Origin of the sequence: Pseudodesulfovibrio alkaliphilus, from assembly GCF_009729555.1 — a bacterium.
Lineage (GTDB): Bacteria > Desulfobacterota > Desulfovibrionia > Desulfovibrionales > Desulfovibrionaceae > Pseudodesulfovibrio > Pseudodesulfovibrio alkaliphilus.
In genome coordinates this window covers 84,840-99,033 of record NZ_WODC01000005.1, presented here as the reverse complement: position 1 = coordinate 99,033, position 14,194 = coordinate 84,840, and the positions used below count along the sequence as shown (strand labels likewise).

The 14,194-nt window shown below is 64.9% G+C and carries 12 protein-coding genes; 2 read left to right on the top strand and 10 right to left on the bottom strand.

Annotated elements, in window-relative coordinates:
- Positions 1-79 precede the first annotated feature (79 nt).
- Both GKC30_RS08965 and GKC30_RS08960 read left to right on the top strand, forming a co-directional pair.
- On the top strand, positions 80-2,077 hold the full coding sequence (locus GKC30_RS08965; protein ID WP_155934250.1) for an FAD-dependent oxidoreductase: 1,998 nt from the start codon (positions 80-82) through the stop codon (positions 2,075-2,077).
- A gap of 48 nt (positions 2,078-2,125) precedes the next feature.
- The gene (locus GKC30_RS08960) at positions 2,126-4,003 is read left to right on the top strand and encodes a [FeFe] hydrogenase, group A (protein ID WP_231117104.1); all 1,878 of its coding nucleotides are present in this window, start codon (positions 2,126-2,128) and stop codon (positions 4,001-4,003) included.
- Between the two features lie 109 nt (positions 4,004-4,112).
- On the opposite strand, the gene GKC30_RS08955 is transcribed toward GKC30_RS08960, so the two are convergent.
- The 10 genes from GKC30_RS08955 to GKC30_RS08910 form a co-directional block, all read right to left on the bottom strand.
- Entirely contained in the window at positions 4,113-4,664 is a 552-nt protein-coding gene (locus GKC30_RS08955) for a C40 family peptidase (RefSeq protein WP_155934248.1), read from the bottom strand.
- A gap of 11 nt (positions 4,665-4,675) precedes the next feature.
- On the bottom strand, positions 4,676-5,230 hold the full coding sequence (locus tag GKC30_RS08950) for a BON domain-containing protein (RefSeq protein WP_155934246.1): 555 nt from the start codon (positions 5,228-5,230) through the stop codon (positions 4,676-4,678).
- Positions 5,231-5,325: 95 nt separating this feature from the next.
- Positions 5,326-6,249 carry an RluA family pseudouridine synthase gene (locus tag GKC30_RS08945; RefSeq protein WP_155934244.1) on the bottom strand — a complete coding sequence of 308 codons (924 nt, stop codon included), beginning with the start codon at positions 6,247-6,249 and terminating at the stop codon, positions 5,326-5,328.
- A 48-nt stretch (positions 6,250-6,297) separates the two neighbouring features.
- Entirely contained in the window at positions 6,298-6,660 is a 363-nt protein-coding gene (locus tag GKC30_RS08940; protein ID WP_155934242.1) for a YdbL family probable chaperone protein, read from the bottom strand.
- Positions 6,650-6,859, bottom strand: a complete 210-nt coding sequence (locus GKC30_RS08935; protein WP_155934240.1) for a hypothetical protein — start codon at positions 6,857-6,859, stop codon at positions 6,650-6,652. The genes GKC30_RS08940 and GKC30_RS08935 overlap by 11 nt, the downstream gene beginning before the upstream one ends.
- Positions 6,860-6,869: 10 nt before the next feature.
- Positions 6,870-9,314, bottom strand: a complete 2,445-nt coding sequence (locus tag GKC30_RS08930; RefSeq protein ID WP_155934238.1) for an intermembrane phospholipid transport protein YdbH family protein — start codon at positions 9,312-9,314, stop codon at positions 6,870-6,872.
- Positions 9,315-9,362: 48 nt separating this feature from the next.
- Entirely contained in the window at positions 9,363-10,667 is a 1,305-nt protein-coding gene (locus GKC30_RS08925; RefSeq protein ID WP_155934236.1) for a TRAP transporter large permease, read from the bottom strand.
- Positions 10,667-11,155 carry a TRAP transporter small permease gene (locus GKC30_RS08920; RefSeq protein WP_155934234.1) on the bottom strand — a complete coding sequence of 163 codons (489 nt, stop codon included), beginning with the start codon at positions 11,153-11,155 and terminating at the stop codon, positions 10,667-10,669. The genes GKC30_RS08925 and GKC30_RS08920 overlap by 1 nt, the downstream gene beginning before the upstream one ends.
- A gap of 45 nt (positions 11,156-11,200) precedes the next feature.
- Positions 11,201-12,214, bottom strand: a complete 1,014-nt coding sequence (locus GKC30_RS08915) for a TRAP transporter substrate-binding protein (RefSeq protein WP_155934232.1) — start codon at positions 12,212-12,214, stop codon at positions 11,201-11,203.
- A gap of 54 nt (positions 12,215-12,268) precedes the next feature.
- On the bottom strand, positions 12,269-13,945 hold the full coding sequence (locus tag GKC30_RS08910; RefSeq protein ID WP_155934230.1) for an FG-GAP repeat domain-containing protein: 1,677 nt from the start codon (positions 13,943-13,945) through the stop codon (positions 12,269-12,271).
- Positions 13,946-14,194: the final 249 nt, after the last annotated feature.

Here is a 14,194-nt window from a genome sequence, read left to right as displayed (position 1 = left end):
TTGACCGGGCTGGCGGATGGCTCCTCCCCCCGGATCGGATGTCGACAGAACCCTTTGCATGGACCGACGGAAGGAAAGCATGGCGAGCGTCATTTACGGAGTATGGGACGGCAAGGTCTATGACAATCGGGGCATGGACATTTTCGAGGTGGCGCCGCTGCCTGAACTGGCCGGGTTCGACCACTTCAACGAAGGGAACGTGATCAAGGCATTTCTGGGCGACCGGGGATTCTTCGTCTTCGAGCCCGGAGTGGACCTGCTCGAGGCGCTGCTGAACTATGCGGCCAAGGCGGCCGAGGAATCGTGCGGAAAATGTACGCCCTGCCGCATGGGCACGAGCCTTGTACGCGAACGGCTGGCGGCCCTGCACCGGGACGGGTTCGACGCCGATCTGCTGGACGAGACCGAGCAACTGGCCCGGCATGTCGGCCAGACCTCCCTGTGCGGCCTGGGACAAAGCTGCATGACCCCGCTCCTCAGCGCCCTGGACCACTTCCGGGAGATGATCGTCCCCGGCGGAGGCAGCCAGGGCAAGTCGCCCCAGTACGCCATGCACTACGTCACCGCACCCTGCATCGAGGCATGCCCCGCCAAAGTCAACGTGCCCCGCTACATCGACTACATCAAGGACGGCAAGCCCTCCCACTCCCTGGGCGTCATCCTCCAGAAATATCCCATGGCCGCCACCTGCGGCCGCGTCTGCGTACGCTACTGCGAGCAGGCGTGTCGCCGCAACCTTGTGGACGAGGCCGTGGGCATCAAGGTGCTCAAGCGCTATGTGGCCGACCTGGAGCGCGACATCTCCCGGCAGTGGTTCTCGCCGGAGATGGTCCGCTCGCACCAGCCCGCGCACCTCAGGGTCGCGGTGGTGGGGGCTGGCCCCGCCGGGCTCTCCTGCGCCTACCATCTCCTGCTCAGGGGCTACCCGGTGGAGGTCTTTGAGGCCAGGGACGAGCCGGGCGGCATGGCCGCCAGGGGCATTCCCAGCTACCGTCTGCCCAAGGAGGTCCTGCGCAGCGAGGCGGAGATCATCGGACGCCTGGGCGGACGCATCCACTACAACGCCCGGCTCGGCCGGGATTTCACGGTGGACGATCTCATGACCCAGGGCTTCAAGGCCGTGTTCCTCGGCCTGGGCTGCGACAAGGGCCGCCTCCTCGAGGTGCAGGGCGAAGACCCGAACCTTGTCGGCCTGCAAACCGGCATAGATTTTCTGCTCAAGGCGCACGAATGTCTCCAGGGCAACGGCTGCATGACCGTCGGCGGCGTGGTGGTGGTCGTGGGCGGCGGCAACGTGGCCATGGACTGTGCCCGCTCGGCCCTGCGCATGGGGGCCGACGAGGTCCACGTGGTCTACCGCCGCGCCAAGGCCGACATGCCTGCGGATGCCGAGGAGATCGAGGCCGCCCGCGAGGAAGGCGTGGTCTTTCACTTCCTGACCAGCCCGAGCCGCATCGTCTCCAAGGACGGACGGGTCACTGGCGTGGAACTGGTCTCCATGGTCCAGGGAGAGACGGACGCCAACGGACGGCGCAGCGTGGCGGCATGCCCGGACTCGACGCAGACCCTCGCCTGCGACGAGCTTATCGCCGCCATCGGGCAACAGGTGGATGAAAACTCCATCGCCCCGTCCGACGGCGTCCGCTTCGGCAAGCGGGGATTCCTCAACGCCAACGACACCACCTTGGCCACCTCGCGGCCCGGAGTCTTTGCCGGGGGAGACTGCTATCTGGGTCCGTCCACCCTGATCAAGGCCATGGCCAACGGGCTCAAGGCGTCCCGCTCCATCGACGATTTTCTCCACTACGGCAGGGTGCGCTTCTTCCCCAGAAGCCGGATGCGCCGCATCATCGCCGACTTTCGCGCCCTGTCCGACGACACCTTCGAGGCCCCGGTGGAAAACAAGTACCGCGTCCAGGTCAAAGAGCTGGACCCCGAGGTGCGCAAGCGGCTCTTCGACGAAGTGGAAAAGCCCATCAGCACCGAGGAGGCATACGAAGAGGCCAACCGCTGCCTGCGCTGCTACCGCATCTACTCCGTTATCACCGAATCGCCCGTCCCGGATTCGGCCCTGTAGGCACCCCTCCTTCACCTGCAACCGACAAGAACCACCATGCAAGAAACCATGCAAGAAAAAGGGCAAATGACCGGGCAGGCGACCATCAACGGCACCCCCGTCAGCTTTCGGGAGAGCGATACCATCCTGGAGGCGGCGCGGCGCAGCGGCCATTTCATTCCCACCCTGTGCGAGCTTGCCGACATCGACCACACGCCCGGCACATGCCGCGTCTGTCTGGTGGAGATCACCCGGCTGGGCGCACAGGCCCCGGTCATTGTCACGGCCTGCAACACGCCCATGGAAGCAGGCATGACCGTACGCACCCGCACCAGTCAGGTGCGCGAGATGCAACGGCTCCAGGTGGAGCTGATCCTGGCCGACCATGACCAGGACTGCGCCACCTGCATCCGCCACGGAGACTGCGAGTTGCAGGATGTGGCCCAGTTCGTCGGCCTGCGCCAATCCCGCCACACCCGCCCGGACTGGACAAGCAGCCGTCCCAGGGACGAAACCTCCCCGGCCATGATCCGCGACATGGGCAAATGTATCCGCTGTCTGCGCTGCGTTGAGGTCTGCCGCCGCGAGCAGGGGGTGGACGCCCTGGTCTTCACCGGCACCAGCCTGCAAGCGAACATCGGAATGCGCAACAACTTGAGCCAGGGCGCGTCCGATTGCGTTGCCTGCGGCCAGTGCATCCTGGTCTGCCCCACCGGGGCGCTGGCCGAACGCGACGAGACCGAGACGGTCATCGACTTTCTCGACGACCCCGACGTGATCACGGTCTTCCAGTTCGCCCCCGCCTTGCGCGTGGGCTTTGGCGAGGAGTTCGGGCTTCCGCCCGGAACCAATGTCGAAGGACACATCATCACCGCCCTGCGCACCCTTGGCGCGGATGTGGTCCTGGATACCAACTTCGCCGCCGATCTGGTGATCATGGAGGAAGGACACGAGCTGCTCGGCAGGCTCAAGGAAGGCAGACGCCCGACCTTCACCTCCTGCTGCCCGGCCTGGGTCAACTTCGCGGAAAAGCTCTACCCGGACATCCTGCCCTATGTCTCGTCCACCAAATCGCCCCAGCAATGCTTCGGGGCTCTGGCCAAGACCTATCTGCCCGAGAAGATGGGGCTTGACCCCAGCCGTCTGCGCGTCATCTCCATCATGCCCTGCACGGCCAAAAAGGACGAGGCCCAGCGCAAGATGTTCCGCCAGAAAGGCGTGCGCGACGTGGATGTGGTCCTGACCACACGCGAGTTCGCCCGGCTGCTCAAGCGCGAGGGCATCGACCTCGCGGCCCTTGAACCCTCAGGCTTCGACAACCCCTACATGTCGGAATACTCAGGCGCGGGAGCCATCTTCGGCACCACTGGAGGGGTCATGGAGGCGGCGGTACGCACCATGTACAGCGTGGTCAACGGACGCGAGCTGGAACACATAGAGGTCGAGGACTTGCGCGGCTTCGAGTCGGTCCGCACCGCCACCATCGACCTGGGAGGCGACATCGGGCAGGTCAAGGTGGCCATGTGCCACGGACTCAAGGGAGTGCGGGCCATGGTCGAGGACGTGCTGGCGGGACGGACGGACTTCGACTTCATCGAGGTCATGGCCTGCCCCGGCGGCTGCGTGGACGGCGGCGGGCACCTGCGCAGCAAGAAACACTACCAGCCCAACGCCCGCAAGCGACGCGACGCCATCTACGAGATCGACAGGCAAACGCCGCGACGCCAGTCACACGCCAATCCGCAGGTGCAGCGGCTCTACAAGGAGTTCCTGGGCCAGCCCCTCTCGCACCTCGCCGAAGAACTGCTGCACACCCACTACATCCGCCGCAGAACCGAGATCAAGCGGACCATCAACGACATCTGGCGCGAGATCACCATGTCGACCCTGGTACACAGCGAGTTCGACATCGCCGCCCCCGGTACCGGCCGCAAGGGCGGGCGGTGACGCGGCCCGGCCACCCGCCGGGTGATCGGAGTCAGACAATCCCTGGAAATTGACGGAGGCCGGGCGTGACAACCCGGCCTTCTTGCGACGCGTCCCCGAGACCCCCGCCTCAGAACACGCGGCGGGCGCCGATGAAATGCTTGCGCCAGAAGTCGTCGAGGAGGATGGACTCCATGACCCGTTTGCCGGAACTGGGGGCGTGGATAAAGGTGCCCCGGTCGGTGACAATGCCCACATGCAGGGACTTGTCCTTGGATTTCATGCGGTGAAAGATCAAATCCCCCGGAAGCAGATCGTGAGAGGCCACCGGGTCGCCCGCACCGAACTGCTGCCAGGAAACCCTGGGCAGGGTGACGCCGTTTTGATGATAGGCGTACCAGACCAACCCCGAGCAGTCGAAGCCGGTGGACGGCGAAGCGCCGCCCCAGGCATACGGCGCACCCACCAGAGAGCGGGCCGTGCGGATGACCGCCGCGGCCTTGTCCGAAGCCGGGCGCTGGACCGTGGCCGCTGGCGTCGCGCCGGGCGGTGGTGCGCCCGTGGTGGCGCATCCGGCCAGGAGCAGCCCCCCGAGCAGGAGCGCGGCCAAAGGGGCCGTCAATGCCCTTTGGGCAGAGCGGGCAGGGCCCGACGCGTGGACGGCATAAGGCGTGTCGGCCATGGCAAACCTCGCTACCTGACCATGAGGAACGACTCCACCCCGCGTACGCCCTCCACGGAACGGGCGTGGGCAATGGCCGCATCGCGTTCTGTGGCAGAGCCGACGATTCCCAGCAGGATGATGTGGCACTGCATGGTCTTGATGTCGATATTTGTGGACCAGATACTCGTGTCTGTCACCAACCTCTGCTTGACCTGGGTGTAGATACCGAGGTTGTCGGTGGTGCCGCAATCGTCGCGGGTCTTCTTGGGCATGACATAGGTGGTCACGGAACGCACCCCCTTGGTCCCTTCGGCGATGGACACGGCCCGCTTGACCTGGTCGCGGCTCTCGTACTGGCCCACCACAAAAACCTGCCCCTCATAGCAGAAGGCGTCAAAATCCAGATACCTGACCAGTTCGTCGTTGAGATATGCCCGCTCAATGGCGTAGCTGATGTTCTTGTCGCTGGTCCAATCGCCCAGATTGCGCTCCTCCACGGCCACGTCGTAGACCGTGCAGCCAGGCATCAGCATGACAGCCACCACCAACCCCAGCAGGACACATAGCGAAACGGTGCGCCGCATGGCCACCTCCTCGGAGAAGTCTAGAGTATCTCTATAGCGTGTTTGCCTTCCGCCCGCAAGCCGGGAGTCCGGGGAGCGAACCGTCAGGCAGCCCATTATCTGAAAGACACCGGCTGCCGCTCGCTGTCGAGGAGCGCAAGGGCCGCGGTCATGGCCTCCCCGGTCACGGCCCAGGGGCCGGACCAGGGCGGGGGCAGGGTCAGGGTCGGCTCGCCTGGACGCAGGGCAAAGCAGTGCAACCGCAGGTCCGTACGCTGACCGGACGGACCATACTTGCCGTCCCCGGCCACGGGATGGCCCCGTGAGGCCAGCTGGACCCGTATCTGGTGGGTGCGGCCGGTAAAAAGACGCACGGCCAGCAAGCTGCGCACCTCGCCCCTGACAAGGCAGACCGCCTCGGCCAGGGCCACCTTGCCCGAGCCTGTCCGCACTTTTTCGCTGCCAGCTTCGCCGCACTTCTCCAGCCGGTCTTCGAGCAGGGTCTTGTCCGGCTCGGGCCAGCGCCCCAGCACCCAGGCCAGATAAAGCTTGTCCACCCGGCCGGAGGCGAAGCGCTCGTTGAGCTCGCGCAGGGTCTCGTAAGTCCGGGCGGCCAGGAGCAGCCCCGAGGTGTCGCGGTCCAGGCGATGGGCCAGGGTGGGCGCGAAGTCGGCATCGGCAAAGGAGGCGGCCAACCTCGCGGCCACGGAGTCGTCGATGCCGTCCCCGCCATGCACGGCCAGCCCTGCGGGCTTGGCTATGGCCAGGAGTCGGTCGTCCTTATGCACGATCGTCAGGGGGCCTGCCAAAGGGGCAGGCTCCCCGCTTTCCCCTGCATAGGGAGGGATACGCACTGCCTGACCGACGGCAACGCGGTCAAAGGGCTTGGCCCTCCCCTTGTCCACACGCACCTGTCCCTTGCGTATCCATCGCTGGACCGCCGAGCGGGGCACCACGCCGCCAAGTCTGCGCTCCAGAAACTGGAGCAGTTTCTGGCCCGACTCGGCGGGGGTGACAGTGACAATCTGCGTGCGCGGCATGGGAGTGAACCGGCGGCGTGTGGAGGCACGGCCGCCGGTCGTATCCGTCTACTTGCGGTACCAGGTGCCGGACGGGTCCTGAAGCCATGTTCCCGCCGGAGCCTGCCGGGCTATATGGTCGGCCCTGCGCTGGCCCACCAGATCGGCCGAAGAGCCGGTCTGGCGGGCAATGGCGGCGTAAACCTGGGTGCGGTCCGCATTCTCCGCGCCGACCACTTCCGCATGCTTCTCCGGCCCGCGGAACTCGAGGAATCCCCGGTTGTTTTCCCCCACCACGCCTTCGGCCAGCAGGGAGGTGACGGCAGGCAGGCGCTCAAGCATTCTCTCCTTGATCCCCTGGGCCAGGGCCGGGCCGGTCAGCAGGCAGAAAGCCAGGGCCGCCGCGGCGATGATCTGTCCTTTAGTTCGCATTGGGGGCCTCCGTCTGCGATTTCTTTTGGTCGATGTCCGAGAAGAAGTCGTCCAGCGCCCTGTCCACCCTGACGTTGACATCAATGGTGATGTGGATGGGTTTGACCTCCACCGGGGCCACCTCCACCTTGTGGGTCGAGCCGCAGCCAAGCGGCGCGAGCAGCAGGGCGGCGGCCATGATGGCGAATCCTTGTTTCATGCGTATCCCCTTATTGTATGCGTCCGATAACGTCCTTATACAGCATAATACGGTCCAGCGGTAAGGTGAAGTTCACGTCCAGGCGCACCCCCTGGAAATGCGAGCCGCCTATGTCCCCCTCGACCTTGACAAAACCGCCGATGTCCTTGCGGTAGACAAAGGGGAGCAGGTCCGCGGGCTTTCCGTCCAGGGAGAGGCGCACAAGCAGGTCGCGGTCAATGGTGTCGGCCCGCAGCCGTATCCACCTGTATTCAAAGTCGCCCAGGGCAGCCCGGGCCAGCTCCAGCTGGGAGCGTTCCGCGGTGCCCTCGGGAATGGCGGTCACGAGATCATCCAGCCCCTCCACCTGAATAAACCCGCCCTCTCCAGGCGTTGAGTGCAAAAAGCCCTGATGAAAGGAGATAAGCCCCCTGCGCCAGGTAACGGGCAACTCCCCGCTCAAGGTGGAGTCGCCCCGCGCCCTGGCCAGCCCGAGCTGACCCAGAAGGTCCGACAGACGAAGCCCCGTGCATTGCAGGGTCACATCGTATTCGTCGCGCCCCGGCACCACGCGAAAGGCCCGGCTTTCCACATGACCGCCGCACCACTCGAAGCGGGCGCGTTCCACCAGGGTCACGCCGCCCGGCTCCAGTTGAAAGGCGATCACTCCCCCGGTCATTTCAATGCCAGCGGCCCGAACCCTGTCGATGGTCAAGACCTGGGCGGGCGCACTGCGAAAAGCAATGACATCCGGGGACTCGAAAAAGAGGCGGATGCCTTCAAGGCGCACCCCGCCCTCCTCCTCGTTGCCAAAGGACATGGCTCCGTCAGTGACGAAAAGCCCAAGCCGGGTGTTCACCCTGGCACTGTCAAAGACCACTCCTCCCTCGACGGCCAGGGCTCCGCTCACGGCAACTCCGGCAAGGGCAGGCACCAACGAGCCGGGATCGAAACCCACGGGCAGATCATAGCGGTCCACCGAAAATTCCAACGCACCGGAACCCTCGCCAAAGGAGGCGACCCCGGCAAAGGGAACGCGCAATCCGGGCAACAGCGGCGTGTCCAGGCGACCGCTGAACCTGACGCCCAACAACTCCTGGCGCACACTCGCGCTTATGGCCCCGATGTTCCGCCCGTCGGCGCGAACCCCGCTCACGGCCAGGCGTCCCGCGTCGTGACGGCGGGGCGGGGGCCAGGACAGGGGCAGCCGCAACGAGATCGATCCGGTGGAAAAATCCGCCCCCTGCAGGACGCAGGAGCGAGTCCGCGCCTCCAGCACCGCCATGGCGGACAACGGCGCGTCAGGGGTCGACGGCGACACTCTGCCGTGCAGGGACAGGAACAGCCCGGCCAGCCGGACGACGCGGTCTCCCGCCGCCACGCGCAACGCCCCGGTTTCCTCCATGGTCAGGGCCACGGCCCAGCCGTCGCCTTCGCGCCGGGCCTCAAAGGTACCGGGGATGACCGTCCCGGCGGGAAGAGTCTCGGCCGAGGCCAGGGTAAAGGCGGCATCAACGCTGTCCGCGCTCAAAGTGGCCCGGGGCACATGCAGGGTCAGCGGATGCGGCCCGGACAGGGTCACCGGGGCAAACTGCGCCGTGGCATTGCCCCGGTCCAGCTGGACATCAAGACCCAGGGGATGGGCCTCGGCCAGAGTCATACCCAGGCAGTCGAGGTTGGCCCGTTGCAGCGCGGCCGAGACCGTGACCCTGGCCTCCCGTGGGCTTGCGGTGTCCAGCGAGGCTGTCAGGTCGAGATCAAGCTCGCCGCCCACGGCCAGGGGAAGCAGGTCGCCCAGGCTGGCCAACCGAAACCCCCGGGTCAGCACGGACAGGGTCAGGTCGTTGAGGGTCGGGCCCAGGCTGGCGTTTACGGCCACCGGCTGGTCGCGCAGCCGCAGGGAAGCTGTCACGCCCATGGTCTCGGCCCCGTCCTGCGGCAGGGTCAGTGTGGCGGAAAAGGGAATGGACAAATGCGTGTCCGCCAGATGCAGGGTCAGGAGGGAATCCTCGATGACCAGTTGGTCAAGGGGCAGATCGGGCAGGGATTGCCCGCCGGGCTGCTCCTGCCCTTGGGCCGCGGGCAGCAGGTCGAGGAGCGGGAGGCGGAGCCGGGAACCGTCAAAAACGCAGGCCGTGGATGCTCCCCGAATGACCACGCTGTTGACGCGCCTCAGCTTGAGAGAGGCCGGGGTGTAGGTGATACGCACACTCTCGATGCGCAGCCCGTCGGCCGGATCGCCCGAAGGCGCCGTCAGGGTCACGGGGCCTATGTCGGCGGAAAACAACCCGGCGTTGCGGATGTGGAACTCGTCCACCGGCAGACCCATATCCCGGACAAGCGCCGGGATGAGCCGCTCCAGGTAGCCCGGCGTCCAGACCGAAAGCCACCAGCCAGCCCCCAGGGCGATGGCCAGAACCCACGGCAGGACAAGGAACGTCCATTTGCTCAAACGTCGGGCAAGGGAGTTCGACATACCCCATCATAGTCGCCCTGCCCTGTCATTGGCAAGGAGGAGTGGCAGCTATCGCAGCAGCCCCGGCGCAAAGGTCACAAGCTGGGGAAAGGCCATGAGCAGGGCGATGCACACGCAGTAGGCGACCATGAAATAGCTCACCCCCTTGAAGACCGCAGCCATGGGCACGTTCTTGGCCATGGAGGCCACGATGAACATGTTCACCCCCACGGGCGGGGTGATGGCCCCCAGGCTGGTGACCACGGTGATGAGCACCCCGAACCAGAGAGGGTCATAGCCCATGGCCGTGACCACAGGGAAAAAAATGGGGATGGTCACCAGCAACAGGGCCAGGGCGTCCATAACCATGCCGCCCACCACATAAATTAAACAGATGACGGCGATGATGACCAGGGGAGGGATGGGCAGTCCGGCCACCCAGGCCGCAGCCTCGAAAGGCATGCGCGTAATGGTCAGAAACCGGCCGAAGATGACCGCGCCCAGGACGATGACCATGATCATGCAGGAAATCTTGAGCGTATCGGTGACCGCCATGCGGAACTTCTCGAAGGTCATGCGCCGCGTGGCCGTGGCCAGGAGCAGGGCCAGCCCCGCCCCAGCCGCGCCGGCCTCGGTGGGCGTGAACAGCCCCAGGAACAGCCCGCCCATGACCAGCAGAAAAATGACCACCATCTCGATGGACCCTGGCAGGGAGCGCAGCTTGTCGCCCAGGGTCGTCTTGGGCCCGGCCGGACCCCACTGCGGATGCCTGCGGCACAGATACCAGATGGTGGCCATGAACAGCAGGGTCAGCAGGATGCCCGGAACCATGCCGCCAAGAAATAGCTGGGCAATGGACTGGCTGGTCTGGAGTCCGATGATGATCAGCACCACCGAGGGCGGGATGACCACGCCCAGCGTGGCTCCGGCCGCCACAGCTCCGGTGGAGAGGATCGGATTGTACTTGAATTTTTTCATCTCGGGCAGAGCCACGGTGGACATGGTGGCCGCGGTGGCCGAATTGGACCCGCAGATGGCCGAAAACCCGGCACAGGCCAGAACCGTGGTCATGGCCAGGCCGCCGCGAATCTCGCCCATCCAGGCGTAGGCCGAGCGGTAGAGCCGCTCATTGACCCCGGAGTAGAAACATATCTGGCCCATGAGGATGAAGAGGGGGATGACCGTCAATCCGTAGTTGGAGAACACGTCCCACAGCTCGGTGCCGAGCATTCCGGTGGCGGCCTTCCAGTTGAGAACGTAGGCAAACCCAAGAAAGCCGATGATGCCCATGGCGAAACCGACCGGGATGCGCAGGAAGAATATTGCGGCCAACAAGGCGGCTGTGCCGACGATGCCTGCGGTGATCGGGTCCATTACTCCACCGTTTCGGATGTCAGGGTTTTGAGCGCATCCACCGCCAGAACAAAGGTCAGGGCCAGACAGCCCAGGGCCGAGGCGTAGACAAAGGGGTGGAAGATGATGGTCAGCGTCTCGGAGACCTCGCCCGTTTCCACGAGAAAGGCGGCCCATTTCCAGGTCTCGACGCCCGCCAGGGCGAAGAAGGCGCAGGAAGCGAGACTGGTGCCTGCCTCGGCAGCCCGGCGCACGGACCGGGGAAAACGGGACAGCAGGATGCCCACAGCCACATGCGAGCGCTGACGCTGGGCAAAGGCCAGGGAAAAGGCGGCCACCACCGCACCCATGAAGCCCATCAGCTCGAAGGTGCCCTGGATGGGCACCCACACGGCGCGTGAGATCATGTTGGCGCAGGCCAGGGCGACCATGGTCACGAGAAGGATTCCGGCCAGTGCGGTCAGGCATTTCGCCAGGAGCGCACTCAGTCTGTCGAGAATGTCTATCATGGCTGGGTAAGGCGCTCCCCGGCCGAAGCAGGAGCGAGGCCTGGGTTACTCGCCTTGTTCGGCTTCGTACTTTGCCTTGAGGGCGAGCATGTCTGCCAGGATGGCGTCTGCGTCGAGCCCCGCCTTGAGCGCGTCCGCCTTCCATTGATCAATGAGACCCGCGCTCATGACGCGGATTTCCTCATGCTCGGCCCCGGTCAGGGTGAAGACCTCCACCTGATACTGCTCCCTGGACCATTCGAGGGAGTCGTGGATGTGTCTGTCAAGGTACTGGCCGGTCCACAGGGCCTGATCGCGGCCGAGATCGTCCAGCGTCTTCTTCACGTCATCGGGCAGGGAATCCCAGCGGGCCTTGTTCATGATCACCGCAAAGGGATAGACCGGCAGATTGGTGATGGTCTCGAAACGGCACAGCTCGGCGAAGTTGAAGTCCTTCAGCACATCAAAGGAGGAAACAAGCCCCTTGACCACTCCCTTTTGCAGGGCCTCCGGCGTCTGGGACATGGGCATTCCCACGCCCCGCGCCCCCAGCGCCGAGAGGATATCGAGCACGGAACCCGAGGCGCGAAGCTCCACACCGCGAAGATCCGAGAGCTGCCGTATGGGCACCCGGCTCATGATGTTGGACGGGGCCGAGGTGAACACGGTCAGCACCTTGACCTCGGCAAGCTCCGCGGGTTGATATTTCTGGTAGATGTCCCACATGGTCAGGCTGGCCACCGTGGTGGAGGCGAAGGCCACCGGCAGGTTCAGCGCGGACATGGCCGGGAACACGCCAGGATAATAAGGCAGACTGATACAGCCGATGTCCGCCTGCCCGGTCTGGACCCCGCGCAACATGTTCTTGGCCCCCAGCAGGGTCGAGCCGGGGAAGGTCTGGATGACCAGGGCGCCTCCGGTGCGCTTCTCCACTTCGTCCTTCCAGCGCTCCATCTGGATGCAGGGGAACGTCGAGGCGGGCGGGAAGTTGGCGTAGGTCAGCGTGGTGGCTGCCACGGCCGTGGCAGCCATCAGGCAGGCCATGGCGGCCGCCGCCAGCAGGATGGTCAGCGTTCTCATCGGTCTCTCTCCTTGAGGAAGGTATGCCATGCCCGGCGGCACTCCAACCCCGGGCTATTGGGTGTTCAGGTCGTACGCCATCACCACGGTCTGCCGGTTGGAAAAGCCCATGCCTCCGGGGAAGGTGTTGAGCAGCACACACAGCTGCCGGTTGCCGTCGTTGTTCAGGTCGGCCACGGCGATGTCCGCGACCTGCCCCTTGATGCGGCGGGTCTTCCAGGACAGGGCCATGCCCACGCCGTCCCAGGTCAGGGCATGAATTTCACCCTGAGAATAGTATTTGAACCGCTCGAAAACCTGGGCCGCCACCGAAAGGTCCTTGTTGACCAGCAGCTCGTATTTCCCCTTCTGGGACAGGGAGCTCACGACCATGCGGAAGGGAACATTGTAGGAGCTGATCACCCCGTCCACCTTGCCCGGCCCCATGCCCACCGGCCTGTCGCTGGTGGCTATGCCAATGCCCGAACTGTTGTAGGTGTCGTCGCCCGTTGACGAAAGGCGCTCCATGGTCTGACTGTAGACCTTGATCCGATGGGAGTCATCGAGGACCACATACTTGAAGCCGAACTCGTCGGGCAGGTAGGCCATGCTGTAGATGGTGCCGAACTCGGGCGAGGGGATGGTCTGGCCCAGCTCGATGGTGTTGCCCTTGAGGTATGCCTCATTGATTCTCTGGGAAAAAAGGTAGCGGGTGCCCTTGTCCTGAGCGGCCAGGATCGGGGTGTAGGCCGGAGGCATGCGCAACACGCCAAGGAACCGCCCGTAATCCTTGACCAGGAACTGGAATTTGCCGCCCTTGAAGGAAAGGATGTGGGACTTGGGCCATCCGTCGGGGGCCAGGAAGGCGCTGCGGCCCTGGGTCTGATAGGTGCCGATGATGAGTTCGGGCACGCCGTCCCTGTCGAGGTCAGCCGCCTCAAGGCGGAGATAGAGTGTGCTCGGGGTCAGCTCCAGGGTATCGAGATGGCGCAGTCTGCCGTCTTCGTAGCGGTACGCGCCGATGCCTGTCTTGTGAAGGATGAAGACCTCGTTCTGCCCGTCGCCGCTGCCATCGGCCACCACCATGCTGGTGGAGAGAAAGCGCAGGGTCTGGCTGCGCCAGCGGCCCTCGGTTTCGGCCCCGCCCTCATAACGGAACTGCGGGTTGAGTGTGTCCGGCCGGTACTGGTCGTCCTCGGCCATGAGGAACTGGGTGTTGACCGGCTCCGTGGGGTTGGCGACTCCGTCCTGAATATCGCTGGTCCTGGCGACGACTTCGCTGGTGCTGTACCCGGGCCGCCGGAAGACATCGCCCATGACGGACCTGCTTTGGGCGTCGAGCCAGGAGGTGATCTGGTTGATGTCCATCTGGCCCTTGTTTTCCCAGTACCCGCCGTCGGCTCCCAGGGCCATCATGGACAGGGTCGCTTCCCTGTCGAGGATGGAGATGGTGCCTGTGACAACGTAGTCCAGGCCCGTGGTGCGCAGGGCGTTGACCATGTCGGCCCGGTTCCTGGGGGTGGCGACACCCTCGATGGCCGTGACGCCTGCCGGCACCACATGCCCGCCCCATTCGAGGCTGCTGCTCAGGCTGGACTGGAGCGCCTGGGGGAAATAGGCGTATTTTTGCGGGCCGGTGTACGCAAACGGGAACACGGCAAACTTTTTCGCGCTCTGAGCCAGGGCCGGAGCGCTCGCAAAAAGGATCGCGAACAGGGCGAAGGTCAGGGCGGCAAAACGTCGAATCAGCATGTATTCCTCCGTGCTGGGGGCGGCTGCGGCAAACCGGCAGGGCCAGGGACCGCATTCCGTGATATTGTTGCGCAACGGCTGCCTTTGGCAGCGTATGGCAGGCACTTGTACCAGTTTCCTGGCCGGGATGCAAAGCCCCTAATGCGGTTGCCTCCCCCCGGGCAAGACGGTATTGGTCCTGCTGGACCGGGTCGCGGCGGCGGCCCGTTCCCAGGCTTTTTGCCGCTGTTGGCAAGGGCCGCACAGGGA